Annotated in this window: 18 protein-coding genes; 15 read left to right on the forward strand and 3 right to left on the reverse strand. The window is 65.5% G+C overall.

Annotation, left to right across the window (positions count from 1 at the left end; genetic code table 11):
- Positions 1 to 66 precede the first annotated feature (66 nt).
- From Q0982_RS05630 to Q0982_RS05665, 8 genes are all read left to right on the forward strand, one after another.
- Complete coding sequence (locus Q0982_RS05630; RefSeq protein ID WP_299392737.1) at positions 67 to 930, forward strand: IclR family transcriptional regulator; 864 nt, start codon at positions 67 to 69, stop codon at positions 928 to 930.
- A gap of 194 nt (positions 931 to 1,124) precedes the next feature.
- A complete protein-coding gene (locus tag Q0982_RS05635) occupies positions 1,125 to 3,059 on the forward strand; it encodes an ABC transporter substrate-binding protein (RefSeq protein WP_299392740.1) in 1,935 nt (644 codons plus the stop codon).
- Positions 3,060 to 3,172: 113 nt separating this feature from the next.
- The gene (locus Q0982_RS05640) at positions 3,173 to 4,162 is read left to right on the forward strand and encodes an ABC transporter permease (RefSeq protein ID WP_299392743.1); all 990 of its coding nucleotides are present in this window, start codon (positions 3,173 to 3,175) and stop codon (positions 4,160 to 4,162) included.
- 9 nt (positions 4,163 to 4,171) lie between these two features.
- Positions 4,172 to 5,329, forward strand: a complete 1,158-nt coding sequence (locus Q0982_RS05645; protein ID WP_299392746.1) for an ABC transporter permease — start codon at positions 4,172 to 4,174, stop codon at positions 5,327 to 5,329.
- A gap of 17 nt (positions 5,330 to 5,346) precedes the next feature.
- Positions 5,347 to 7,110, forward strand: coding sequence for an ABC transporter ATP-binding protein (locus Q0982_RS05650; protein ID WP_299392750.1), 1,764 nt, complete (start codon positions 5,347 to 5,349; stop codon positions 7,108 to 7,110).
- Positions 7,111 to 7,138: 28 nt separating this feature from the next.
- Positions 7,139 to 8,245, forward strand: coding sequence for a CapA family protein (locus Q0982_RS05655; protein ID WP_299392754.1), 1,107 nt, complete (start codon positions 7,139 to 7,141; stop codon positions 8,243 to 8,245).
- A gap of 28 nt (positions 8,246 to 8,273) precedes the next feature.
- Positions 8,274 to 9,452: a mandelate racemase/muconate lactonizing enzyme family protein gene (locus tag Q0982_RS05660; RefSeq protein WP_299392756.1), complete on the forward strand. Its 1,179-nt coding sequence runs from the start codon at positions 8,274 to 8,276 to the stop codon at positions 9,450 to 9,452.
- Between the two features lie 37 nt (positions 9,453 to 9,489).
- Complete coding sequence (locus tag Q0982_RS05665; protein WP_299392760.1) at positions 9,490 to 10,692, forward strand: mandelate racemase/muconate lactonizing enzyme family protein; 1,203 nt, start codon at positions 9,490 to 9,492, stop codon at positions 10,690 to 10,692.
- A 39-nt stretch (positions 10,693 to 10,731) separates the two neighbouring features.
- Here the strand turns inward: Q0982_RS05665 and ppsA are convergent, their stop codons facing one another.
- From ppsA to Q0982_RS05680, 3 genes are all read right to left on the reverse strand, one after another.
- Complete coding sequence (gene ppsA, locus Q0982_RS05670; RefSeq protein ID WP_299392762.1) at positions 10,732 to 13,164, reverse strand: phosphoenolpyruvate synthase; 2,433 nt, start codon at positions 13,162 to 13,164, stop codon at positions 10,732 to 10,734.
- A 229-nt stretch (positions 13,165 to 13,393) separates the two neighbouring features.
- Entirely contained in the window at positions 13,394 to 14,101 is a 708-nt protein-coding gene (gene nth, locus Q0982_RS05675) for an endonuclease III (RefSeq protein WP_299392765.1), read from the reverse strand.
- A 170-nt stretch (positions 14,102 to 14,271) separates the two neighbouring features.
- Positions 14,272 to 14,997, reverse strand: coding sequence for a GntR family transcriptional regulator (locus tag Q0982_RS05680; protein WP_299392767.1), 726 nt, complete (start codon positions 14,995 to 14,997; stop codon positions 14,272 to 14,274).
- A gap of 253 nt (positions 14,998 to 15,250) precedes the next feature.
- On the opposite strand from Q0982_RS05680, the gene Q0982_RS05685 reads away from it, so the two are divergent.
- From Q0982_RS05685 to Q0982_RS05715, 7 genes are all read left to right on the forward strand, one after another.
- Complete coding sequence (locus Q0982_RS05685; protein WP_299392770.1) at positions 15,251 to 16,243, forward strand: ABC transporter ATP-binding protein; 993 nt, start codon at positions 15,251 to 15,253, stop codon at positions 16,241 to 16,243.
- On the forward strand, positions 16,240 to 17,310 hold the full coding sequence (locus Q0982_RS05690) for an ABC transporter ATP-binding protein (protein ID WP_322096959.1): 1,071 nt from the start codon (positions 16,240 to 16,242) through the stop codon (positions 17,308 to 17,310). Before Q0982_RS05685 ends, Q0982_RS05690 begins: the two co-directional genes overlap by 4 nt.
- A 67-nt stretch (positions 17,311 to 17,377) precedes the next feature.
- Entirely contained in the window at positions 17,378 to 19,171 is a 1,794-nt protein-coding gene (locus tag Q0982_RS05695) for an ABC transporter substrate-binding protein (protein ID WP_299392772.1), read from the forward strand.
- 66 nt (positions 19,172 to 19,237) lie between these two features.
- Positions 19,238 to 20,188: an ABC transporter permease gene (locus tag Q0982_RS05700; RefSeq protein WP_299392775.1), complete on the forward strand. Its 951-nt coding sequence runs from the start codon at positions 19,238 to 19,240 to the stop codon at positions 20,186 to 20,188.
- 32 nt (positions 20,189 to 20,220) lie between these two features.
- Complete coding sequence (locus Q0982_RS05705) at positions 20,221 to 21,075, forward strand: ABC transporter permease (protein WP_299392777.1); 855 nt, start codon at positions 20,221 to 20,223, stop codon at positions 21,073 to 21,075.
- A gap of 12 nt (positions 21,076 to 21,087) precedes the next feature.
- Positions 21,088 to 22,608 carry an amidase gene (locus Q0982_RS05710; RefSeq protein ID WP_299392779.1) on the forward strand — a complete coding sequence of 507 codons (1,521 nt, stop codon included), beginning with the start codon at positions 21,088 to 21,090 and terminating at the stop codon, positions 22,606 to 22,608.
- 16 nt (positions 22,609 to 22,624) lie between these two features.
- The gene (locus tag Q0982_RS05715) at positions 22,625 to 24,457 is read left to right on the forward strand and encodes a gamma-glutamyltransferase family protein (protein WP_299392782.1); all 1,833 of its coding nucleotides are present in this window, start codon (positions 22,625 to 22,627) and stop codon (positions 24,455 to 24,457) included.
- Positions 24,458 to 24,543 lie beyond the last annotated feature (86 nt).

A 24,543-nucleotide genomic window follows, 5' to 3' on the forward strand; every position in this document is an offset into this window, starting at 1 on the left:
CCGTCATTCTGAGCAACGGAATCGGCCGGCAGCCCGCCGGTGTTGCGCAGTGAACTGAGGGAAACCATGGCGGATTTGAAACGCGGCAGGGCCAAGACCCGAACCAAGGTCGAGGTCACCCGCACGCTGGACCGCGGCCTGCGCGTGCTGGAGGTGCTGGCCGAGGAAGCCTCGCTGTCGCTCTCGGAAATCGCGCGGCGCCTCGATCTGACGCCGGCGACAACCTCGCGACTGCTGGAAACGCTGCGGCACCGCGACTATGTGCGCCAGGACGAACAGACCGGCCTCTACGATATCGGCCCACGGGCCTTCCAGGTCGGCTCGGCCTTCACCGAGCGGTTGCGCCTGCACCAGGTGGCGCAGCCGGTGCTGGGCCGCCTTGCAGATGAACTGGGGGATACGGTTTCGCTGGGCCTGCGCGACCACGGCGAGGTCATCTTCGTCGACCAGCGCGAAGGGCGCGGCATGATCCGCATGGCCCCGCGGCTGGGCGTACGCGCGCCGCTCCACTGCACGGCCGCCGGGAAGGTCCTGACGGCCTGGCTGTGGGAGGCGGCCCTGAAGGAGGTCTTTGGCGAAGAGCCCTTTACCGAATTCACGGCCTCGACAATCACCACCTGGGCCGGGCTCCTGCAGGAGCTCGACAACACCCGGGCCCAGGGCTACGCGGTCGACCTTGAGGAATACGAGCAGCAAATCTGCTGCCTGGCTGCGCCGATCCGCGGGCGCGACGGCCATGTCGTCGGCGCCCTCTCCGTCTCCCGCGTGGCCACCCGCTTTCCCCGCAGTGACCCCGGCGCCTTTGGCCAGAAGATTATGACAGCGGCGGCGGATATCTCGCGCCGCCTTGGCTTCACGGACGGCCCCCAGGCCCCGGTTCACCGGGTGGCCCAGGACGGCGGAACCACGGTCGAGATCTTCGACGACTGACGCCGCGCGCGCCTTCTTCAAAGCGATACCCACGATTCTCGACGACAGGCCGGCGAGAGCATTGCTGTATATTTTTCATTGAATGAAAAAGTTTTTTGTTCATTGACAAAAATAGGTCGAGCCCCCAGTCTTCCGCAGATCACAAGAGAGCAGTTTGCAGCTGCCGCATGCACTTTTGGGGAGGACGTATCACCATGTCAGAGCAATGGATGGGCAGGCGCGCCCTTGGCGCCGTGGCTGCCTTTGCGGCCGCCGTATCAACGGCGTCAGGCGCAGGCCTTGCCGCACCCTATACCGAGGCACCGCAGCTGACGGCATTGGTGGAGGCCGGCAAGCTTCCGCCGCTGGCCGAGCGCCTGCCAAAGAACCCGCGGGTTCTCGAGCCGCTGGAAAGCGTCGGAGTTTACGGCGGGGTCTGGCGTACCGGCTCCAAGCCAAGCGCGCCGACCTGGAACCTGCGCACCGTCGGCTACGACCACATGTTTCACTGGGCGCCCGACTGGACCGGCGTGGTGCCGAACATCGCCGCCTCCTACGAAGTGAGCCCGGACGCTCGGGTCTACACCATCACTCTGCGTGAGGGCATGAAGTGGTCCGACGGCGACCCCTTCGACACGGACGACATCCTCTTTGCCTACGAGAATGTCTTCCAGCATTCGGACCTGGCCGAATTTCCCGGCTATCTGCGTGCCGGCAAGGAAAGCCCGGCGAAGATCGAGAAGATCGATGCAATCACCTTCACGGTGACCTTCGAGAAGCCGAAGGCGAGCTTTCTGGAAGGCATGGCCCAGGTCACCACGCAGATCGGCGGCGACGCTTTGACCAAGTATCCGGCGCACTACATGCGCCAGTTCCATCCCGACTTCAACAAGGAGGGACTGGACGCCCTGGTCACGGAGTCCGGCGCCAGTTCCTGGGCCGACCTCTTCAGCATCAAGGCGGACACCTGGCTGAACCCGGACAAGCCAACCCTCAATGCCTGGATGGTCACGCTGCCCTACGGCGACGGCAACCAGGTGGTGGCCGAGCGCAATCCCTATTACTGGAAGGTCGACCCGGAAGGCCAGCAACTGCCCTATATCGACCGCGTGGTCTTCGAGATCGTCCAGGACCCCGAAGTTCTGCTGCTGAAGGCCCTGGCGGGCGAGATCGACATGATCGGCACCATGGTCAACACTGTCGCCAACAAGGCCGTGCTGTTCGACGGGCGGGAGCAGGCGGACTTCGACTTCTTCGAACTGATCCCCTCGGACTCCAATCTCGCTACATATTCCTTCAACCAGATGCACAAGGACCCGGTGCTGCGGGAAGTGCTGGCCAACAAGGACTTCCGCGCTGGGCTCAGCCATGCCATCAACCGCCAGGAGATCATCGACCTCGTCTTCATCGGTCAGGGTACGCCCATGCAGACGGCGGTGCTGCCGAGCTACAAACCGCTCTACAACGAGCAGCTCGCCATGCAGTTCACCGAGTACGACGTCGACAAGGCCAACGCCCTTCTGGATAAGGCCGGCTTCGCCGAGCGCGATTCCGACGGCTGGCGCCTGGGCCCAGACGGCAAGCCCATCGAGTTCGCCATCCTCACCCGCGCCGACAAGAAGTTCATGGCCGACTCCAGCCTGATGGTTGTCGAGCACTGGAAGAAGGTCGGCATCAACGCGCGCGTCGACATCGTCGAACGGTCCCTCGTACGTTCGCGCAAGAACGCCAACGACCACGATGTGATCATCGAGGACTTTCCGGGCGGCGCCCGCGATGCCTTTCTGCGGCCGACCCCCTGGGTGCCGATGCATCACAACGCCGCCTATGGCATTCCCTGGTACGACTGGCAGCGCGGCCGCGAGGGCGGGACGGAGCCGCCGGCCCACGTGAAGCGTCAGCTCGAGCTCTGGGACGATGTGAACTCTCTGGCCGATGCGCAGAAGCGCGAAGACGCCATGCGGGAGATCCTGCAGATCGCCGCCGACAGCTTCTATACCATCGGCGTCGTGGTGCCGAAGTCGGGCTACGGCATCGTGTCGAACCGCATGAAGAACGTGCCGCGGACGATGCACGGCTCCTACTGGTTCGCGCCGCCGGGGCCGACCAATCCACCGACCTACTACTTCGTCGGCGGCAAGAACGGCTGACGGCCCGAGATCAGCTTGGCAATGACCCCGGCACCCGTCGGGTGCCGGGGTCGCTGTCTCTGCGTCCGGGGTCTATGATGAAGCGGCAGCAAGAAGGCGGATAGATCGCGGCGATGCTCTCCAACTACGTGCTCAGACGCCTGGTCTTCATGGTACCGACCCTGCTGGCGATCTCCATCGTCTCCTTCGCGATCGTGCAGCTGCCGCCGGGAGACTTCCTCGACACCTACATCTCGACCCTGGAGGCCGACGGCGGCGACATCAGCAGTATCGAGGTCGAGAACCTCCGCAAACGCTACCGTCTCGACGAGCCCCTGGTCATTCAATACTGGCAATGGATCACGGGTATCCTCTTCGAGGGGGACTTTGGCTGGTCCTTCCAGTATCAGCGCCCGGTCTCCGACGTGCTCTGGGACCGCGTCGGCCTGACCTTCGTAATCTCCCTGGCCTCTCTGGTCTTCGTCTATGTCGTCGCCTTCCCGATCGGCGTCTACTCCGCGGTAAAGAAGTACTCGCTCGGCGACTACGTCTTCACTTTCCTGGGGTTTCTGGGTCTCGCCATCCCCAATTTCCTGCTGGCACTGATCCTGATGTACGGCGCGCTCACCCTCTTCGGGCAGAGCGTCGGCGGCCTTTTCTCGCCGGAGTTTGCGGAAGCACCCTGGAGCTGGGCCAGACTCTGGGACCTGCTGGCGCACCTTTGGATTCCGGTGATCATCATCGGCACCGCCAGCACTGCCGGGTTGATCCGCGTCATGCGCGCCAACCTGGCCGATGAGCTCAACAAGCCCTACGTGGAGACCGCGCGGGCCAAAGGCGTCTCCGAGGGCAGGCTGCTGATCCGCTATCCGGTCAGGCTTGCCCTCAACCCCTTCGTCAGCCAGGTCGGCTGGGAGCTGCCGTCGCTGGTCTCGGGTGCGGCCATCACCTCCATCGTCCTCAACCTGCCGACAACCGGCCCGGTCCTGCTCATCGCCCTGAAGTCGCAGGACATGTACCTGGCCGGCAGCTTCATCATGATTCTCAGCATCCTCACCGTGGTCGGAACCCTGGTCTCCGACCTGCTGCTGGCGTGGCTCGATCCGCGCATCCGCTACGGATAGGGCCGGCCGATGGCGCTTTCAGATATCCCCCAGACCCTGCCCCCCGGCGACGAGAGCGGCACCGCCGATGATCGGGACTCCGCCTACGCCAGCCAATGGCAGCTCATGTGGTGGCGCTTCAAACGGCACCGCCTGGCCGTCGTCAGCGGGCTGGTGGTGCTGGCGATCTACCTGGTGGCGCTTTTCGCCGAGTTCCTGGCGCCGCTGCCACCCAACCAGACCAGCACGCGCCACACCTATGCGCCGCCCCAGAGCCTCGGCTTCTTCGTGCCCGACGGTGCGGGCGGCTCCGATTTTCGCCTTCACGTCACCGGCTACAAGGTGGAGATCGACCCGGTGGCGATCCGCCGCACCTTCGTGCCCGACGAAAGCAAGATCGTTCCCGTTGGCTTTTTCGTCGAAAGCGATCCCTACCTGCTGCTGGGTTTCATCCCCATGCAGACCAAACTGATCGGGCCAGTGAACAAGGGCGACCCATTCTACCTGCTGGGCGCCGATCGCCTGGGCCGCGACATGCTGAGCCGTATCGTCCATGGCGCGCGGGTTTCCATGTCCATCGGCCTGGTCGGGGTCTTCGTCAGCCTCTTCGTCGGGGTACTTCTGGGCGGCATCTCCGGATACTACGGCGGCCTGATCGACGATATCATCCAGCGGACCATCGAGTTCCTGAAGGCCATTCCCACGATCCCTCTTTGGATGGGCCTCGCGGCGGCGATCCCGCAGAACTGGTCCCCCCTCACGGTCTACTTTCTGATCACGGTCCTCATCTCCCTGATCGGCTGGACCAGCCTGGCGCGGGAAGTCCGCGGGCGGTTTCTCTCGATGAAGACGGAGGACTTCGTCGCAGCCGCCAAACTCGACGGCGCCGGCGAGGTGCGCATCATCCTGCGCCACATGGCGCCTTCCTTCCTCAGCCACATCATCGCCACCTTGACCCTGGCGATCCCCACCATGATCCTGGCGGAGACGGCGCTCAGCTTCCTCGGCATCGGCCTGCGCCCGCCAGTGGTCAGTTGGGGGGTATTGCTTCAGGAGGCCCAGAATGTGCGCGCCGTCGCCACGGCGCCCTGGCTGCTGCTGCCCGGCCTTGCGGTGGTCATCGCGGTGCTTTCCCTCAACTTCCTCGGCGACGGCATGCGCGATGCCGCCGACCCCTACGCGGATTAAGGGAGCGCAACGCGCCCATGAACACACCCGCCGCCGATCTCCCAACCGTCCCGCAGCAGGCAGACCCCGCAGAGGATGTGGTGCTGGAGGTGAAGAACCTCTCCACACACTTCGCCCTGCGCACCGGGCTCCTGAAGGCGGTCGACAACATCAGCTTCACCCTCAGACGGCGCGAGACTCTCTGTATTGTCGGTGAAAGCGGCTCGGGCAAGAGCGTCACGGCGCGCTCGATCCTGCGCATCGTGCCCAGCCCCGGCAAGGTGGTCGCCGGCGAGATCCGGCTCCATGGCGTCGACGGTGATGCAGCGCGCGTTGTCGACCTGGCGGCCCTGGACCCGCGCGGACGTGCGGTGCGCGCCATCCGCGGCAAGGAGATCTCGATGATCTTCCAGGAGCCCATGAGCTCCCTTTCGCCTGTTCACAAGATCGGCTTTCAGATCGAGGAGGCACTGAAGCTCCACACCGACCTTGACAAGCAGGGCCGCCGGGCGCGGACCATCGAGCTGCTGCGCCGGGTGGAAATCCCCGACCCTGAAACCACCGTCGACCGTTATCCGTTCGAGTACTCCGGCGGCATGCGCCAACGCGCCATGATCGCCATGGCGTTGGCCTGCAATCCCTCGGTCCTGATTGCCGACGAGCCGACGACGGCCCTGGACGTGACCACCCAGGCAGAGATCCTGGACCTGATCAAAGAGCTCCAGGACGAGTTCGGCATGGCCGTGATCTTCATCACCCACGACATGGGCGTGGTGGCGGAGATCGCCGATACGGTCTGCGTCATGCGGCACGGCGAAATGGTGGAAAGCGGGCCGGTCGAGGAGATCTTCAAAAACCCCCGCCACCCCTACTCCCGCATGCTGATCGGCTCGGCCCTCCGGTTGGAAAGGCCGGCGGAGTCGCGACTGCAAAGGCAGAGCCCCGGTGCCGAGACGCAGCCGATCTTGCGGGTGGAAAACCTGGTTAAGGACTTTGTCGTCCACAAGGGCTTCTTCAAGCGCGAAACCTCCGCCCTGCGCGCGGTCTCGGACGTCAACCTCACTCTGCGCGAGGGAGAGAACCTTGGCATCGTCGGCGAGAGCGGTTCCGGCAAGACGACGCTGGGGCGCTGTCTGCTGCGCATGATCGACCCCAGCGGCGGCGCGGTGTTCTATCGCCGCAGCGACGGCTCCGAGGTCGATATCGAGGCGGTGAGCAAGGCCGAACTGCGGCAGATCTACCGCGAAATCCGGATGATCTTCCAGGATCCCTTCGGGTCTCTCAATCCCCGCATGACCATCGAACAGGTGGTGGGCGAGCCGCTGCTGATGATGGGCTGGAAGCCGAAGGCGATCCGCGATCGCGTCGTTGAGTTGATCGAGCGGGTCGATCTGAAGGCCGAGGTCCTGGAACGCTATCCCCATGCTTTTTCGGGCGGTCAGCGCCAGCGCATCTGCATTGCCCGGGCCCTGGCACCCGAGCCGCGCGTGATCGTCGCCGACGAGGCGACCTCGGCCCTCGACGTCAGCCTGCGCGCCCAGGTCCTCGACCTGCTGCTCTCGCTGCAGCGCCAGATGAACCTCAGCTTCATCTTCATCAGTCACGACATCAGCGTGATCCGCTATTTCTGCGACCGCGTCGCGGTTATGTACAAGGGCGAGATCGTCGAAATCGGCGAGGCGCTGGCCGTCTGCGACAACCCTCAGCACGCCTATACGAAGGCGCTGCTGTCCGCAGTGCCGAGGCCCGATCCCACACAGCGCAGAATCCACGAACGCCACCGCTATGTGGCCAACGCTTAGGACAGAAACGGAAACGGAGGTGACATCCATGACCGAGGACGCGACCCCCTGGACCTGGTCTCAGCAGCCAGCCGCCGACGAGGCGACGCTGTTGCTGGTCGGCGACACCAACATCCAGGGCCGCGGCGATCCGGCGGAGGCCTTCAAGCGCGTCGGTGCGACCCTGAATGCCGCAGACGTTCTTTTCGGGCAACTCGAAGGCCCGCTCAGCCCGCCTTCCGAGGACCCGGAGAATCCGGACATCGCCCATAAGCTGCTGTGGCGCCACAGCGACCCGCGCATGGTGGAGGGCTACAAGGCCGCCGGCTTCAAGGCCTTTGCCTGCGCCAGCAACGTCTGCTATCCGCCCCGCGCTGCCCTCACCAGCAACGCGACCCTGGATGCCGCCGGCATCGCCCACTGCGGGGCCGGCGCCAATCTTGCCGAAGCGCGCAAGCCGGCAATCGTCGAGTCCAAGGGCGTGCGCTTCGGCTTCCTCAGTTACACCTCTGTCTTCTGGCATGTGAATCACGCCGCAACGCCGGAGAGTGCAGGCTGCGCCACTATCAAGATCCACACCGGCTATCAGCCGGGCCGCCGGGCGCTGGAGATGCCCGGCACACCGCCGCTGATCCTCACCGTGCCCGACAGCGAGGAGCTTGCGGCAATGGAGGAGGACATCAGAAAACTGCGCGAAGATGTGGACGTGGTCGTCATGTCCTGCCACTGGGGCATCTCCAGCAGTACGGAAATCGCCGACTATCAGCAGACCGTCGGGCGCGCCGCCATCGATGCCGGAGCCGACGTGGTCTTCGGCCACCACCCTCACGTCGTCCAGGGGGCCGAGCTCTACAAGGGCAAGCCGGTCTTCTACAGTCTCGGAAACTTCGCCTTCGACTGGGTGCGCATGCAGGGCCGAAACCTCGACGGCATCATGATCCGGCTCATCGCTTCCAAAGCCGGAGTACGGGACATCTCCGTGCTGCCGGTACGGCGGAACGATGACAACCTGGTAGGCATTGCCGATCCGGCCCAGCCGGAGGGGGCCGACATCCTTCGCCAACTGGAGGAACGCTCCGCTCCTTTCGGCACGGCCGTGGAGCGGCGCGGCGCCGATGCAGCCCTGGTCCGCAGGTCCTCGGCCAAAGCCGCCTGAACGCAGCAAAGGGGGACCGGAAGCCTTTATGAAGATCAAGAGCGTCACACCGGTCTTTGCCGACCGCTTTCTTTATGCCGTCATCGAAACGGAAGATGGCCTCACCGGCACCGGCGAGTGCGGCGCCTGGGGCCAGCTTGAGCCAGCGGCGACGGCCATCGAGAAATGCGGCGAATATCTCGTCGGCCGGGATGCCGGCGCAATCGAACATCACTGGAACGTGCTGACCCGCTGGTCGCATTTCCGCGGTGCCGCGCTTTCCGGCGCCGTCTCGGCTGTCGACGTTGCCCTTTGGGATATCAAGGGCAAGGCCTTCGGCGTTCCGGTTTACGAACTGCTCGGCGGGCCAACCCGCCGGACGGCAAGGGTCTATGCTCATGTGAAGGCGAAGACGCGGGAGGAGATGATTGCCCGCTGCCTGGAGCTGAAGGACCTCGGATTTACCGCCATCGGCCATCTGAACCCTTTCCTCGACGAAGATCGTTCGGTTCCCTATCACCGTCCTCATGCCCGGAAGATCGAGGACGCCGTGGGGATCGTGCACGATCTGCGCGAGGCGCTGGGACCGGACGTCGATCTTTGCATAGAGATCCACCGCCGCCTGACACCGGCCGAAGCCATCGTCTTTGGAAATGAAATCGCGCCCTACCGGCCGATGTTCTATGAAGATCCGATGGCACCGACGAGCCCGGATTCCATGGCACGGATCGCAGAGAAGATCACGGTTCCGGTCGCCACCGGCGAGCGGTTCTTTTCTCTCTTCGAGTTCCAGACCCATATCGCCCGCAAGGCGCTGGCCTATGCACGGGTTTCGGTCTGCATCTGCGGCGGCATCACAGGCGCACGCAAGATCGCCGCCCTGGCCGAGGCACACGACATCCAGGTGATCCCTCACAACCCCCTCTCGCCGATCTCCCTGGCCGCCTGTCTGCAGCTCGACGCTGCGATCCCCAACTTCGCCATTCAGGAGTACCCGACGGTGGGGCTGGATTTCTCCGACCCCACCGCGGCGGACCGGCCGGACCATCAGCTGCGCGGCGCCCACTTGGTCGACGCGGTGCCGCCGGTCGCAGACGGCTTCATCGAGATCCCCGCGCGCCCGGGAATCGGCATGGACCTGGTCGACAATATCGATAAGGTTGCGCCGAAGGTATCGCGGCCGGTGGCGATGCGCGCGCATCGCGATGGTTTCGTGGTCGATCAGTGACCGCCCGCAAGGGTTTCAAGACACCGAAAGGCAAAGCATGACGGCTGTTATCGCAGAACCCTCTGCACCGGTTTCCATCGTCGACATCCGGGAAACCGTGGTTCCCATCAAGTCCGATCTGCGCAACGCCTACATCGACTTCAGTCAGATGACCGTCAGCGTCGTCGCCCTGGTGACGGATGTGGTCCGCGACGGCAAGCCCGTCGTGGGCTACGGGTTCAACTCGAACGGCCGCTATGCGCCCAGCGGCCTGTTGCGCGAACGTTTCATCCCGCGGCTGCGCAACGCAGAGCCGCTGTCTCTGTTGGACGCGGAAAGAGAAACGCTCGATCCCTTCCGCATCTGGGACTGCCTGATGGCCAATGAGAAGCCGGGCGGCCACGGCGAACGCTCCGTCGCCGTGGGTGTCCTCGATATGGCGGTCTGGGATGCGGTTTCGAAGATTGCCGGCGTCCCTCTCTACCGCTTGGTCGCGGAGCGCTACCGCCAGGGCGAAGCCGACGACAAGGTCTTCGTCTATGCCGCCGGGGGCTACTACTACCCGGACAAGGGGCTGAAAGGCCTGCAAGACGAACTGCAGAGCTACCTGGACCGCGGTTACAGTGTCTGCAAGATGAAGATCGGCGGGGCGCCGCTGCTCGAGGATCTGAAGCGCATCGAGGCGGCCATCGAGGTGGTCGGTGCAGCGGACCGCCTGGCCGTCGACGCCAACGGGCGTTTCGATCTCGACACGGCCATCGCCTATGCGCGGGCGCTCGAGCCTCTCGGCCTGTTCTGGTACGAGGAAGCGGGCGACCCGCTGGACTACGCCCTGCAGGCGACACTGGCGGACTACTACAGCGGCCCCATGGCAACGGGCGAAAACCTCTTCTCCCACCAGGATGCGCGCAACCTGCTGAGGTACGGCGGGATGAGGGCGGACCGCGACTGGCTGCAGTTCGACTGCGCGCTCAGTTACGGCCTGGTGGAGTACCTGCGAACCCTGGAAGTCATGAAAGCGCAGGGCTGGTCGCCGCGGCGCTGCATCCCCCACGGCGGGCACCAGCTCTCCCTCAACATTGCCGCCGGCTTGGGCCTGGGCGGGAACGAGAGCTACCCGGACGTCTTCTGGCCCTTCAACGGCTTTGCCGAGGACTGCGCCGTAGAGGACTCCTACGTTGGGCTGCCGGACGCCGCGGGGATCGGTTTCGAGCGCAAGCCGGAACTCTTCGCCGTCATGCGCCAACTCGGCGAGACCTGACAGCGCCGGCTTTCACGCGAGAAGCAAGACCGACCGTCGCTACTCCGCGGCTTCGGCCCGCGGCTCCTTGCCCATTTCCCGCTCGATCTCGCGCACCGCCATCATCGTGCGCAGCAGGCTATCAGGGGTCAGGCTGACCGAGTCGATGCCCAGACGCACCAGATATTGGGCAACCTCTGGGTAGTCGGAGGGCGCCTGTCCGCAGATGCCCGAATGGCGGTTGTTGCGCTTCGCGCCCTCCACGGCCAGGCGCAACATCTCGAACATGCCGGGATCGCGCTCGTCGAACTCGAAGGCGACCTTTTCCGAGTCGCGGTCGACACCCAGGCAGAGCTGGGTGAGGTCGTTGGAGCCGATGGAGAACCCATCGAAGAGTTCGGCGAAGCCATCGATCAGGATGACGTTGTTGGGGATCTCGCACATCACGTAGACCTCGAGCCCGTTCTCCCCGCGCGTCAGCCCGTTCTTGGCCATCACATCGATCACCTTGCGCGCTTCCTCGATCCGGCGGCAGAAGGGAACCATGAGCTTCAGGTTGGTCAGCCCCATCTCATCCCGCACCCGCTTCATGGCCGCGCATTCCAGGGCGAAACCCTCCTCGTAGGCCGGATGGACGTAGCGCGAAGCACCGCGGAAGCCGAGCATCGGGTTAGCTTCCTCCGGCTCGAAGGCCGCCCCGCCGATCAGCGCCGCGTACTCGTTGGTCTTGAAGTCGGAAAGGCGCACGATCACAGGCTTGGGATAGAAGGCGGCAGCGATCATGCCCACACCCTCTGACAGCTTCTGAACGAAGAACTCAGCCGGCGAAGGATAGTGCTTCACCATGGCTTCGATCTGCTCCCGCTCCCGCTCATCCGCGATGCGCTCGGGGTGCAGCAAGGCCATGGGGTGGGCCTTGATGTATTCGTTGATGATGAACTCCATGCGGGCCAGGCCGACGCCGTCGTTCGGCAGGAAGCTGGTCTTGAAGGCCAGCTCCGGGTTGCCAAGGTTCAGCATCATGTGCGTGGCGGGCCGCTCGAAGGTACTGAGATCGGTCGTCTCCACTTCGTAGGGCAGCCTGCCATCGTAAATGCGTCCGACATCGCCCTCGGCGCAGGAGATCGTGACCTCCCGGCCGTTCTTCAGGATCTCGCTGGCGTGCTCGGCACCCACCACGGCAGGAATGCCAAGCTCCCGTGCGACGATGGCGGCATGGCAGGTGCGGCCGCCGCGGTTGGTGACGATCGCTGCGGCCGTCTTCATGACCGGTTCCCAGTCCGGCGTGGTGGTGTCGGCCACCAGCACCTCGCCCGGTTTGAAGTCCGGCAGATGATGGGAGTCGACGACAACGCGCACCGGGCCGCTGCCGATTCTGGTGCCCACGGCCCGGCCCGTGGCGAGGACGGGTCCGGTCTCCTTCAGCACGTAGGATTCCAGGTTGGTTGCGGCCTGCTGAGAGGCCACCGTCTCGGGCCGGGCCTGCACGATGTAAAGCGCCCCGTCGACGCCGTCCTTCGCCCACTCGATATCCATGGGCCGCGGCGCGCCGGCACGCTCGCTGTAATGGTCTTCGATCTTGATGGCATAGTCAGCCAGCACCAGGACCTCGGGATCGCTCAGGCAGAAGCGCTGGCGCGCCGGCTTCGGCGTCGGCTTGTTCACCACCGGCTCGCGGGTGCGACCCGGGGCGTAGACCATCATGACCTGCTTGTCGCCAAGGACCCGCCGCAGCACGGCGCGGTGGCCGAGGCGGAAGGTCGGTTTGTGGACATAGAACTCGTCCGGATCGACGGCGCCCTGGACGACGTTCTCGCCCAGGCCGTAGGCACCGGTGATAAAGACAGCGTCGCGAAACCCCGTCTCCGTATCGATGGAGAACATGACACCGCTGGACTCGAGATCGGAGCGCACCATCTTCATGACGCAGGCCGAGAGCGCCACCTTGAAGTGGTCGAAGCCCTGATCGATGCGGTAGGAGATGGCGCGGTCGGTAAAGAGCGAGGCGTTGCAGCGCTTGACGGCGTCGATCAGCAGCTCTTCGCCGCGAATGTTCAGATAGGTGTCGTGCTGGCCGGCAAAGCTGGCCGTCGGCAAATCTTCGGCCGTCGCCGAACTGCGCACGGCCACGCTGAGGTCAGGCCCGTACTCCTCCTCAAGCTGCCGATAAGCAGCGACAATCTGTTCGCGCATTTCCTGCGTCAGCCCGGCAGCGTAGACGATCTCGCGCGCTCTATGGCCGGCGGCGGCCAGCGCCTTGACGTCGGTCTTGTCGAGATCGTCCAGCAGGGCGTGAAGTTCGTCCCAGGCCCCCGCCGCGCTCAAGGCATCGCGAAAGGCCTCGGCGGTAATGGCAAATCCGTTCGGCACCCGAACGCCAAGCGGCGTCAGTTCCCTGTAGAGCTCTCCCAAAGACGCATTCTTGCCGCCAACGACAGGGACATCATCGAGACTGAGGTCGGCGAACCAAGACACATAGGACTTTGCCGGCATTGCTGTCTTCCTCCCTCTCGGCCGCGCAGCCATCGCAGACTGCCGCTCCGTTTCATTCGTGCAGGTTCCGTTGCTTGACATGAACCATGCCATGGCCATCGCCCGGCAGCGCTGATGCAGGTCAATGTCTTGGAATGGTCACAAATCGGCACCTCGTCGACGTCGCGAGCGTGATTGAGAGGAGATAAGAAGCGGAGCGCAGGAGGTGAATTCCGATTCCGGAATGCCTTCAATCAGTTTTCCCGATCAAGGCTGCAGATGGACAGAGATCACGGAGAACGCAGAGCCCGCAGGTGGGCTCTGCGTGGCTGCAGACATCCTGCCCCAGGGTCTTCATACGCTGGTGGTGCGCGTCGAGATCTTCGGCACGCCACTGCATCGGCAGATAGGGTACGATCCGGTCATAGGCATCCGGCAACGTTGTGCGCGGGCCAACGAGTTGGAGCCTGCGCAAGACGCGCAGGTGATGGGTGTCGATCACCAGGGTGGGCATCTTGAGGGTGCTGAAGTTCAAGGTCGCTGCCGCCGTCTTGCGGCCAACGCCCGGCAGGCTTTCGAGCCAGGCGAGCGCCGCCGCAACGCCCCAGCCCGCCAGAAAGTCGAGCGTCAGCGACCCACGCCTCTGCGTGATCACCGACAGCGCGGCCTTCAGGCGCCGCGCCTTGACCTCAGCATAGGTGACGGCTTGGATCGCTTCGCGGATCTCGGCCAAGGGGGCGTCGCGCAGCCGCTCCCAGCCGCGGTAGCGGTCGCAGAGCGCCAGGAAGGCACGCCGCGAATCCGCCTCGTAGGTGCGCCCGCCCACCATGCCGAGCACCAGCTGGCTGACGGGATCCAGCCGGAACCATGGGCCCGGGGGGCTGTAACGCCGCCGCAACCGCCGGTCGACCTCCGCGAAGCGCGCCTGCCGTCCATCAAGCTGAAGGGCGAGTTGCATAGCGCGGCAAGTATCGCGCAGTGGTTTGAACAAAACAAGAACATTCAGGTTTTCCAGCGTTTTGCAGATCGGCCCGGGAGCGTCGCTGCGACCGCTCACCATCAGGCGCCCGGGGGCGCTATGCAATCAAAGCGCGCCTATGGAGGATGGAGGGAAGCTAAATGCGCCCGCTACTTCGGGCTGGCCAGCATGGCGGACTGAAGGTCCGGCGCCCAGTATGCGATCACCGCCTCGATGTGCTGCCTGAGCGTTTCTGCCGCGTCCTCGGCCCGGCCGGCGGCGATCGCCTCGAAGATCTCGCGGTGCTGGTCGCGGCTGGGCCCGCGTAGGTCGTCGTTGGCCGCGGGTCCGCTTTCGCGGCTCTCGTTGCCGAAGGTAAAGCGGTGCATGTGCAGGCAGCAGCGCATAAGGATCGGCTCCAGGGCCTGCATGCCGGAGGCGCGAAAGATTCCCAGATGAAAGGCGCGGTCGAGATCGCTCTTGGCATAGGCATCCAGGCGGTCCTCAGCGTCCTCCAGGTCGTCGAGCAGCCGCGCCAGTTCGTCCAGCTTGGCCTTGGTGATGGACGGCGTCGCCATCCGCACACCGGCCGTCTCGATCTCGATGCGGATCTGCGCCATCTTCGCCGCCTCGGCGGCCGTGGTGGCGGAAACGAGCGTGCCTTGATAACCGCGCCGCGCCACCAGGCCGTCCTGTTCCAGGCGCAGCAGGGCTTCACGCACCGGGCCCTGGCTGCAGCCGGCCGCCGCCGCGATCTGCTGTTCGATCAGGGCGTCGCCGGCCTTCAGGGAGCGCAGCAGGATGGCCCGTTTGACCGCGTGGTAGACCGCATCGGCCTTGCGTGCGCGGCCGAACGGCCCGGCATTGTCGTACAGGATCTGAGCAATTTCCGTCATCGGTTGACAGGCGCCCGTGGCTGTCTAAGATTATCAATATCAATAATGATAATACCTATGAACTCAGGGCACAAGCACCTCCCGCACGCGGCAGGGGGTGGAGAGGCGGACGTTTCTTGATGCAGCAAGGCAGTCCCTTGGCCTTTGGCGCCAGGGCGTGCGGACACCATGCCAGGGCGTGCGGACACCATGGAGGCCTCGCGCCGCGACGCCTCACTGCAGGGCCGGAGACTGCCGGAGCCGGGGTGCGGTCATGACCGCACTGCTCGAGATCAGGGATCTGGTCGTCGAGTTCTCGACCGGCGGCGGCGCGCTGCGCGCCGTCAACGCCGTTTCTTATGATGTAGAGCCCGGCGAGATCGTCGCCGTGGTCGGCGAGTCGGGCAGCGGCAAGTCGGTCACCGCCCTCTCCGTGCTGCGCCTCGTCCCCCAGCCGCCCGGACGCATCGTCAGTGGCAAGATCCTGTTCAAGGGAGACGATCTGCTCGCGCTTGACGACGAGGCGATCCGCCGGGTGCGCGGCGGGCAGATCGGCATGGTGTTCCAGGAACCGATGACCTCCCTCAACCCGGTCTTGTCGATCGGCCGTCAGATGACTGAAGCCATGCGCCTTCATCTGGGCCTGAGCGCCGCAGCAGCGCGGGACCGTGCCGCCGAGCTTTTGACGATGGTCGGCATCGCCGATCCGGAAAGCCGCCTGAAGGCCTATCCCCATCACCTGAGCGGCGGCATGCGCCAGCGGGTGATGATCGCCATGGCGCTAAGCTGCAATCCGCCGCTGATCATCGCCGACGAGCCGACCACCGCCCTCGACGTCACCATACAGGCGCAGATCCTGGAACTGATGCGCGATCTCTGCCGGCGCCTCGGCGTCGCCCTGGTCATCATCACCCACAATCTGGCGGTGGTGGCGCGCTACGCCGACCGGGTGAACGTCATGTACGCGGGTTCGGTGGTCGAGCGCGGCCAGGCCCGCGAGATCTACCGGCGGCCGAGCCATCCCTACACCGTCGGCCTGATGAACTCGGTCCCACGCCTCGACCGGCCGCGCGGTGCCCCCTTGGAACCGATCCCCGGCAGTCCGCCCGACCTTGCCAGCCTGCCGCCGGGCTGCGCCTTCCAGCCCCGCTGCCATATGGCAACGGCGCGCTGCCGGGCGGAAGCGCCGGCCCTCTCGCCCGTTGCCGCGGAGCATTGGAGCGCCTGCTTCGAGTCCCAGCGCGTTGCCGGAGAACTGGTGCGATGACTGTCGCGGCAGAGATGGACAGGCCCACCAGCAAAGGACCGGCAGCGCAGACAGAAGGCCCGCTGCTTGAACTGCGCGGTCTCAGCAAGCATTTTCCCATCCGCCGCGGCGCGCTCATCCCGCGCACGGTGGGTGCGGTCAAAGCCGTCGACAACGTCAGCCTGACCATCAGGCGCGGCGAGACCCTGGGCCTGGTCGGGGAGTCAGGCTGCGGCAAGTCGACCATCGGCCGCTGCATTCTGAAGCTGGAGACGCCGACGGCGGGCTCCGTTCACTTTGACGGGGCTGACATCGCCGCTTTCGACGGCCCGCAGACCGCGGGCTTCCGGCGCCGCGTCCAGGCGATCTTTCAGGACCCCTTCTCCTCCCTGAACCCGCGGATGAAGGTGGCCGAGATCGTCGGTGAGCCCTTGATCGTTCACAAGATGGAGCCGGACCGCAACGCGCTGGACGCACGGGTCCGCGCGCTGCTGGACGTCTGCGGGCTCTCCCCGCGTCTCGCCGACCGCTATCCGCACGAGATGAGCGGCGGCCAGCGCCAGCGGGTCGGCATCGCCCGGGCGCTCGCGCTGCGACCGGACCTGATCGTCTGCGATGAAGCCGTGTCCGCGCTGGACGTGTCCATTCAGGCGCAGATCATCAGGCTGCTGGAGGACCTGCGCGAGGAGTTCGACCTCACCTACCTCTTCATCGGCCATGATCTCAGCGTGGTGCGCCATATCTGCCACCGGGTCGCCGTCATGTACTTGGGCAAGCTGGTCGAGATCAGCGAGAGCGAACGTCTCTTCGCCGATCCCCAGCACCCCTACACTCAGGCGCTGCTGTCGGCGGTGCCGGTGCCGGACCCGGAGATCGAGGAGCGCCGCGATCACCAGGTCCTGAAGGGCGAGATTCCGAGCCCCAGCAATCCCCCGAGCGGCTGCGTCTTCCATCCGCGCTGCCCGCTGGCGGACCAGGCCTGCACCGAAACAGTGCCGGAGCTCCGTGACCTCGGGGATGACCACAAGGCGGCCTGCCTGAAGGCCGGCGAGCCTCCGACCTTCCAGCCCACGACCGCCCCTCCCTAGCAGGCAAAAAGCCAGAAGGGCGCGGTTACCCAGAGAAAACAGGGAATACAGACAGGAGAAGGTGACAATGAAGAAAAAAACCACACCCTTGACCGATCGGCAAAGAGCGCAGATCGACGCCGACCTCGCGGCGGCTTACGACTTCGACCCCCGCGACCCGCTGTTCGGCCTCAACCGCGAGCAGATGTCGGGCCCGCGTCTCAAGCGCCGTACGGTGCTGCGGCTGATGGCCGCCTCCGGCACTCTGACGGCAGCCCAGCTCCTGCCCGGCATGGGCGCCGTCAAACCGGCCGCCGCCGCGGGTCACGGCGGCGGCACGCTCACCTGCGGCTGGTCCGGCGTTGCCGAGATCCAGACCCTCGATCCGGCGCAGATCAACCAGGTCCTGCAGTTCCAGATTTCATCCAACGTTCTCGGCGGCCTCATGCACATCAATGCCGACCTGGTGGCCGAGGGCAATCTGGCCGAGAGCTGGTCGGTCTCGGACGACGGCACCGAGTACACGATGAAGCTGCGCGAGGGCATCACCTTCCACAACGGCGACAGCTTCGATGCGGACGACGTGCTTTTCACCTACCAGCGCTCCAAGGACCCGAACCAGTCGATCCACGCCCGCGTGCTGAACAATGTTGCGGCACTGGAGAAGGTCGATGCCTACACTGTGCGCTTCAAGCTGAAGCAGGCCCAGGCCTCTTTCCTGACCAAGGCCCTGGAACGCTCCAGCGGCCGTGCGATGACGATCGTCAGCCGGGGCGCTCTGGAAAGCATGTCGCCGTCTCAGTACGGCCTCATGCCGGTCGGCACCGGCCCCTTCCGGGTGACCTTTCATGAACTCGGTCAGGGCGTCGTCCTGGAGCGCTTCGACGACTACTACGATCCGGAGCGGCCGAAGCTCGACAAGGTCATCATCAAGCCGATCTCGGCGGCAGAGCCCCTGGCAGCGGCCATGGAAGCCGGCGACATCCAGCTTATCGGCGGCAACCCCATCGCGCCGGAGCTGATCGACCGCTTCCTGGAGAACCCGGACCTGGTGGTCGACGAGAAGCCCGCACCCGGCTTCCAGTCGCTGTGGATGAACCCCTGGCACGAGCACATGAAGGTGACCGACTTCGACAAGCCCATGGAAGAGCTGATGAAGGAAAAGGGCTTCAAGGTCCGCCTCGCCATCGCCAAGGCGCTGGACCGCGACCGTTATCTGAAGCAGGCGCAGTTCGGGCGCGGCACCGCGGCCTACGGCACCATCAACCCGGCCATGGGCTACTACTTCGACGAGGCGCTCGCGGAGACCAGTGCCCAGCGCTTCGATCTCGAAGAGGCACGCCGCCTGATGGCCGATGCCGGCTATCCCGACGGCGAGGGCTTCCCGACCTTGAAGCTGATCACCACGCCGTCGGGCCGGCGGGAGTCCCAGGTCGTCGCCTCGATCCTGAAGCGCAACCTCAACATCGACGTCGAACTGCTGACCAAGGAATTCTCAGTCGGCATCGAGGATTTCGACACCATGAACTGGGATCTGCGCCGGGCCGGCAGCGGCGGCGACTACGACCCCGACGACGGACTGGTGGACTGGATGCAGTCCAGCTCCAAGTTCAACGGGCGCAAACGCGACGAGAGCAAGTATCCCTTCGGATACTTCTCCGAGAAGGAGGCCGACGCCCTGATCGACGAACAGAGCGCGACCGCCGACATCGAGAAGCGTCGTGAGCTCGTCCAGAAGGCCAACAAGATCACCTCCGACAAGGTGGCCTGCGCCTTCCTGTTCCATCCGGCCAACATCCTGGTCCACCACAAATCGGTGAACTACCCGGCCGTCAGCCGGATCCCCGGCCTGGTGGACCTGGACCGCGTGACCCTGTCGTAACCGGCGGGCAGCGACGGGTGGTCGCCCTGGCCACCCGTCGCCTGCCGTCATGAGACGCTAGAAGAGATGTACGGCTATCTCCTGAGACGCAGCCTCGGCGCCGTCATCGTCATGTGGGCGGTGGCGACCCTGGTGTTTTTCATGCTGCGGATCGTGCCCGGTGATCCTTTCGCCGCCATGCTGGCCGATGCCGGCGACATGGAGGCGGTTGAGGCCCTGCGGCGCAAGTTCGGCCTCGACCAGCCGATGTATGTGCAATACGTGAAGTGGTTCGCCAACGCCCTGCAGGGCGACTTCGGCACCTCAATCTACGGCGCCCGGGTGCCGGTGCAGCAGTTGCTGCTGGAAGCCCTGCCACGCACCCTTTCCCTTGCCAGCCTCTCTTTCGTCATCGCCCTGGTGATCGCGGTGCCGGCGGGCCTCATCGCCGCGACGCGGCGCAACACGGCCTGGGATCACGGCGTGACGGTCTTCGCCTTCCTCGGCCTCAGCATGCCGGACTTCTGGCTGGCGATCCTGCTCATCGTCTTCCTGGCCGTGAACATCTCCTGGCTGCCGGCAATCGGCTACGAGCCGCTCTCCGCCGGATTCTGGCCCTGGCTTTCCCACCTGATCCTGCCGGCGATCGCCGTCGGCACCGGCTTTTCCGCCATCATCGCCCGCATGATCCGCTCGTCGATGCTGGAGGTCCTGAAGACCGACTACATGCGGGTGGCGCAGGCCAAGGGCCTGCGACAGTCGGCGCTGATCCTGCGCCATGCGCTGCCCAACGCCCTGATCCCGGTGGTGACGGTCATCGGAATCGCCTTTGCCCTGCTGATGTCCGGCGCCGTGGTGGTGGAGAACGTCTTCTCCATCAAGGGCCTCGGGCGCCTGCTGATCCAAGGCATCCTCAACCGCGACTATCCGGTGGTCCAGGGCGCCATCCTGGTGGTCTCGGCCATCTTCGTGCTCAGCAACCTCCTGGTCGACATGCTCTATTCCGTCATCGATCCGCGCATCCGGTACGACACATGACCCAGCACGCGAGCGTTCCGGCAGAGGAGTTCATGCCCCGCCGTGTCACCGGCTGGGGGCGCTTCGGGCGGCTGGTGATGGCCGACAAGAAGGCGCTGGTCGGGCTGGTCCTGCTCTCAATCTTCGTCTTCGCCGCGGTCTTCGGCCCCCTGATATCCCCCCACGACCCCAACGACATGGCCTTCGACATGATCCTGGGGCCCTCCCTCGCCCACCCGCTGGGCACCGACGACCTGGGGCGCGATCTGCTGAGCCGGCTCATCGTCGGAACCCAGGTGTCGCTCTTCGTCGGCATCTCGACGGTGGCCCTCGCCCTGGTGCTCGGCGTGACCCTGGGGGTGTTGGCCGGCTATTTCGGCGGCTGGGTCGATCATGTGGTGATGCGCTACATCGACCTGCAGTGGGCCTTCCCGAACTTCATCATCGCCGTCTACCTAGTGGCGGTGCTGGGCACGGGGCTGGTCAACGTCATCGTCGCCATCTCCCTTGCCTTCGTCGACGACTTCGCCCGCATCGCCCGCGGGATGGTGCTCTCCATCAAGGAGGAGCAGTACGTCGCCGCCGCCCGCACGGTCGGGGCCTCCGACTTCCGCATCATGTGGCGCCATATCCTGCCCAACGCAACGGCGCCGATCATCGTCCAGGCCACCGTCAGCGTGTCCTACGCCATTCTCGGCGAGGCCAGTCTGTCCTTCCTCGGCCTGGGCGTCGAGGCCTCGACGCCGACCTGGGGCCTGATCCTCTCCGAGTCCCGCAGCTTCATCTCGCGGGCCTGGTGGCTCGGCATCTTTCCGGGTCTCGCCATCATGCTGACGGTGCTCTCCATCAACTTCCTCGGCGACGCGCTGCGCGACTTCCTCGACGTGCGCGAAAGCCGTGATTACTGACGCGCGCCGGCAATGCTCAGCGAAAGCGACAGAAGCCTCGCCGGCTTGCGCCGCGCCCTCGACAGCGGCGCCCTGACCGCCCGCGCGCTGGCGGAGAGCTACATCACCCGCATCGAGGATCTCGATCACAAGACCAAAGCTGTGATCGAACTCAACCCGCGGGCGCTGGACGATGCCGAAGCGCTGGACACGTCGCTGAGCCATGGCGCCGTCAAGGGTCCGCTGCACGGCATCCCGGTGATGGTGAAAGACAACCTCAATACCGCGGCGCCGATGACCACCACTGCCGGATCATTGGCACTGGAGGGACTTACCGTCAGGGAGGACGCCACCGTCGTCGCCCGGCTGCGCGCTGCCGGAGCGGTCATCCTCGGCAAGACGAACCTCAGCGAGTGGGCCAACTTCCGCTCCGCCCGCTCGTCCAGCGGCTGGAGCAGCCGCGGCGGTCAGACGCGTAACCCCTACGCCCTGGACCGCACGCCCGGCGGCTCCAGCTCCGGCTCGGGCGTCGCGGTCGCCGCCGGATACTGCGCCGCGGCAATCGGCACCGAAACCGACGGCTCCATCGTCAGTCCCGCTGCAATGAACGGGGTCGTCGGCATCAAGCCCACTGTCGGGCTGATCAGCCGCCGCGGCATCATCCCGGTTTCCCACAGCCAGGACACGGCCGGCCCGATGGCGCGCAGCGTGGCCGACGCGGCGCTGGTCCTGGGCGTGGTGGCCGGCAGCGACGCCGGCGACCCCGCAACGGCAGAGGCGGACCGGCGCGGCAGCCGGGATTACACAGCCTGCCTCGACCCCGGCGGCCTTAAGGGTGCAAAGATCGGCTGTCTGCCCGGCCTGGCGGCAATCCATGCAGGGGCCGCCGCCATCCTGGACGGCAACCTGCAGGCCATCCGCGAGGCTGGGGCGGAGATCGTTCATGACATCGCACTGCCCGAAGCCGAAGCGGTGCGGCCTTTCGAGATGAAGGTCCTGACCACGGAGTTTAAAGCCGGCCTGAATGCCTATCTGGCCGAGTTTGCGGCTGATGGGGCACCGAAGGACCTGAGGGCGCTGATCGCCCGCAACGAAGCCCATCGTGAGCAGGTCATGCCCTACTTCCCGCAGGACCTCTTGGAGAAGGCAGAGGCAACCGCGGGCCTGGACGACCCCATCTATCGCAATGCGCGGCGCGACTGCCTGCAGCTGATCCGCGAGGAAGGCATCGACCGGGTCATGGCCGAGCGAGAGCTCGACGCCCTGGTGGTTCCCACCACCTGTGCGCCCTGGCTCATCGACTGGGTGAACGGCGACAACCGTTCCGGCAGCAGCGCCTATCTTGCGGCGGTTTCCGGATACCCGAGCATTACGGTGCCGGCCGGTTATCTCTTCGGACTGCCAATCGGCCTTTCCTTCATAGCCAGGGCCTATGAGGAGGCGGTGCTGATTCGCTTTGCCTTCGCCTTCGAACAGGCTACCAAGGTGCGGATCCCTCCGCCCTTTGCCAAAACCGCCAACCTTCAACCCTGCCCGTCACCGCCCGGGGACTGAGCATAAGGATAACCTTGTGACTGCCTTCACCACCCGCCCCGAGATCACCGGCACCTTCGGTGTCGTCACCTCCACCCACTGGATCGCAACAGCCGTCGGCATGTCGATCCTGGAACGCGGCGGCAATGCCTTTGATGCCGCGGTGGCTGCCGGCTTTACGCTGCAGGTGGTCGAACCGCATCTGAACGGCCCCGCTGGCGACATGCCGATCATCCTCTACAGCAGCCGGCGCGACGCAGTGGAGGTGATCTGCGGCCAGGGCGTCGCACCGGCCGCCGCCACCATCGCGGCCTTCGGCGATCTCGGTCTCGACATGATTCCCGGCACGGGCCTGCTGGCCGCCGTCGTGCCCGGTGCCTTCGATGCCTGGATGGTGATGCTGCGCGACCACGGCACCATGGAACTGGCGGATGTTCTGGCGCCCGCCATCGCCTATGCCGAGAACGGACATCCCCTGCTTCCCAACGTCTGCGCGGCTATCGAGAACGTTCAGGAGGTTTTCGAGAACGACTGGCCAAGCTCGGCCTCACTCTATCTGGCAAAGGGGGTGCCCGAAGCCGGCAGCCTGTTCCGCAATCCGGCAATGGCCCAGACCTACCGCCGCGTAGTGCAGGAAAGCGTCGGCGCGAAGACCCGAGAGGCGCGCATCGAGGTGGCCCGCGATGCCTGGTATCGTGGCTTCGTGGCGGATGCGATCGACCGCTTCTGCCGCGAGAACACGGTCATGGATGCCAGCGGAGAGGCACACAGCGGCCTGCTCACGGGCGAGGACATGGCCGGGTGGTCGGCATCAACGGAGCCGCCCCTGACCTACGACTACAGAAACCACACTCTCTGCAAGACGGGCCCCTGGGGGCAGGGCCCGGTCATGCTGCAGTCCCTGGCCCTGCTCAGCGGTTTCGACCTCGACAGCCTGGAGCCCGAGAGCCCGGAGTTCGTGCATCTGATCGTCGAGAGCCAGAAACTGGCCTTCGCCGACCGTGAGGCGTTCTACGGCGACCCCAACTTCGTCTCTGTGCCCACCGACGTCCTGCTTTCCGAGGACTACGCCGCAGAGCGGCGGGCGCTGGTCGGCGAGCAGGCCTCCTTCGAGCTGCGCCCCGGCAGCGTCCCCGGTTTCGGCGCCGAACCGGTGGTGCGCATCGCCGCCGCAGAGTCGGCGGACGGCCCGGCCGGCAGCGGCGAACCGACGACGGCGGACTTCAGGGGCGAGGACAGGCGGGGCGAGGACAGGCGGCAGGAGGACAGCCGGCTGGCGGACACCAGCCTGGGCGACACCTGCCACCTCGACGTCATCGACCGCTGGGGCAACATGGTCTCGGCCACACCCAGCGGCGGATGGCTGCAAAGCTCCCCGGCCATCCCGGAGCTGGGCTTCTGTCTCGGCACCCGGGCGCAGATGTTCTGGCTGCAGGAGGGACTGCCGGCAAGCCTGGCACCCCGGAAGCGGCCCCGGACCACGCTCTCGCCGTCCTTCGCGCTGCGCGACGGCAAACCTTACATGGCCTTCGGCACCCCCGGCGGCGACCAGCAGGACCAATGGGCACTGCACGTCTTCCTCCGCCATGTCCATTTCGGGTTGAACCTGCAGGAGGCCATAGACGCCCCTGAGTTCAACAGCCTGCACTTCCCAAGTTCCTTTCACCCCCGCGAATGCGAGCCCGGAAAGCTGAAGGTCGAGGACCGCTTTCCCGAGGCAACACTGGAGGACTTGCGCCGGCGCGGCCATGACCTCGACGTGGGCGAACCCTGGAGCCTGGGCCGTGTCACGGCAGCGGCGCGGGACAACGGCCTGCTGAAGGCCGCGGCCAATCCACGGTTCATGCAGGGCTACGCTGCAGGCCGCTGAGCAGCACAGATAACGCCGATCCTGCGGCGCCCAATTGATGTCCCTTGCAATCCGTTACGGCCCGGCAAACCCTGTCTTGCAGATGT

It is taken from the genome of Pelagibius sp. (assembly GCF_028281305.1).
GTDB lineage: Bacteria > Pseudomonadota > Alphaproteobacteria > Kiloniellales > Kiloniellaceae > Pelagibius.

Excerpts from the sequence above, each read along its gene's own strand:
- Q0982_RS05630 (WP_299392737.1), top strand. The coding sequence starts at position 67 with ATGGCGGATTTGAAACGCGGCAGGGCCAAGACCCGAACCAAGGTCGAG.
- Q0982_RS05635 (WP_299392740.1), top strand. The coding sequence starts at position 1,125 with ATGTCAGAGCAATGGATGGGCAGGCGCGCCCTTGGCGCCGTGGCTGCC.
- Q0982_RS05640 (WP_299392743.1), top strand. The coding sequence starts at position 3,173 with ATGCTCTCCAACTACGTGCTCAGACGCCTGGTCTTCATGGTACCGACC.
- Q0982_RS05645 (WP_299392746.1), top strand. The coding sequence starts at position 4,172 with ATGGCGCTTTCAGATATCCCCCAGACCCTGCCCCCCGGCGACGAGAGC.
- Q0982_RS05650 (WP_299392750.1), top strand. The coding sequence starts at position 5,347 with ATGAACACACCCGCCGCCGATCTCCCAACCGTCCCGCAGCAGGCAGAC.
- Q0982_RS05655 (WP_299392754.1), top strand. The coding sequence starts at position 7,139 with ATGACCGAGGACGCGACCCCCTGGACCTGGTCTCAGCAGCCAGCCGCC.
- Q0982_RS05660 (WP_299392756.1), top strand. The coding sequence starts at position 8,274 with ATGAAGATCAAGAGCGTCACACCGGTCTTTGCCGACCGCTTTCTTTAT.
- Q0982_RS05665 (WP_299392760.1), top strand. The coding sequence starts at position 9,490 with ATGACGGCTGTTATCGCAGAACCCTCTGCACCGGTTTCCATCGTCGAC.
- ppsA (WP_299392762.1), bottom strand. The coding sequence starts at position 13,164 with ATGCCGGCAAAGTCCTATGTGTCTTGGTTCGCCGACCTCAGTCTCGAT.
- nth (WP_299392765.1), bottom strand. The coding sequence starts at position 14,101 with ATGCAACTCGCCCTTCAGCTTGATGGACGGCAGGCGCGCTTCGCGGAG.
- Q0982_RS05680 (WP_299392767.1), bottom strand. The coding sequence starts at position 14,997 with ATGACGGAAATTGCTCAGATCCTGTACGACAATGCCGGGCCGTTCGGC.
- Q0982_RS05685 (WP_299392770.1), top strand. The coding sequence starts at position 15,251 with ATGACCGCACTGCTCGAGATCAGGGATCTGGTCGTCGAGTTCTCGACC.
- Q0982_RS05690 (WP_322096959.1), top strand. The coding sequence starts at position 16,240 with ATGACTGTCGCGGCAGAGATGGACAGGCCCACCAGCAAAGGACCGGCA.
- Q0982_RS05695 (WP_299392772.1), top strand. The coding sequence starts at position 17,378 with ATGAAGAAAAAAACCACACCCTTGACCGATCGGCAAAGAGCGCAGATC.
- Q0982_RS05700 (WP_299392775.1), top strand. The coding sequence starts at position 19,238 with ATGTACGGCTATCTCCTGAGACGCAGCCTCGGCGCCGTCATCGTCATG.
- Q0982_RS05705 (WP_299392777.1), top strand. The coding sequence starts at position 20,221 with ATGCCCCGCCGTGTCACCGGCTGGGGGCGCTTCGGGCGGCTGGTGATG.
- Q0982_RS05710 (WP_299392779.1), top strand. The coding sequence starts at position 21,088 with ATGCTCAGCGAAAGCGACAGAAGCCTCGCCGGCTTGCGCCGCGCCCTC.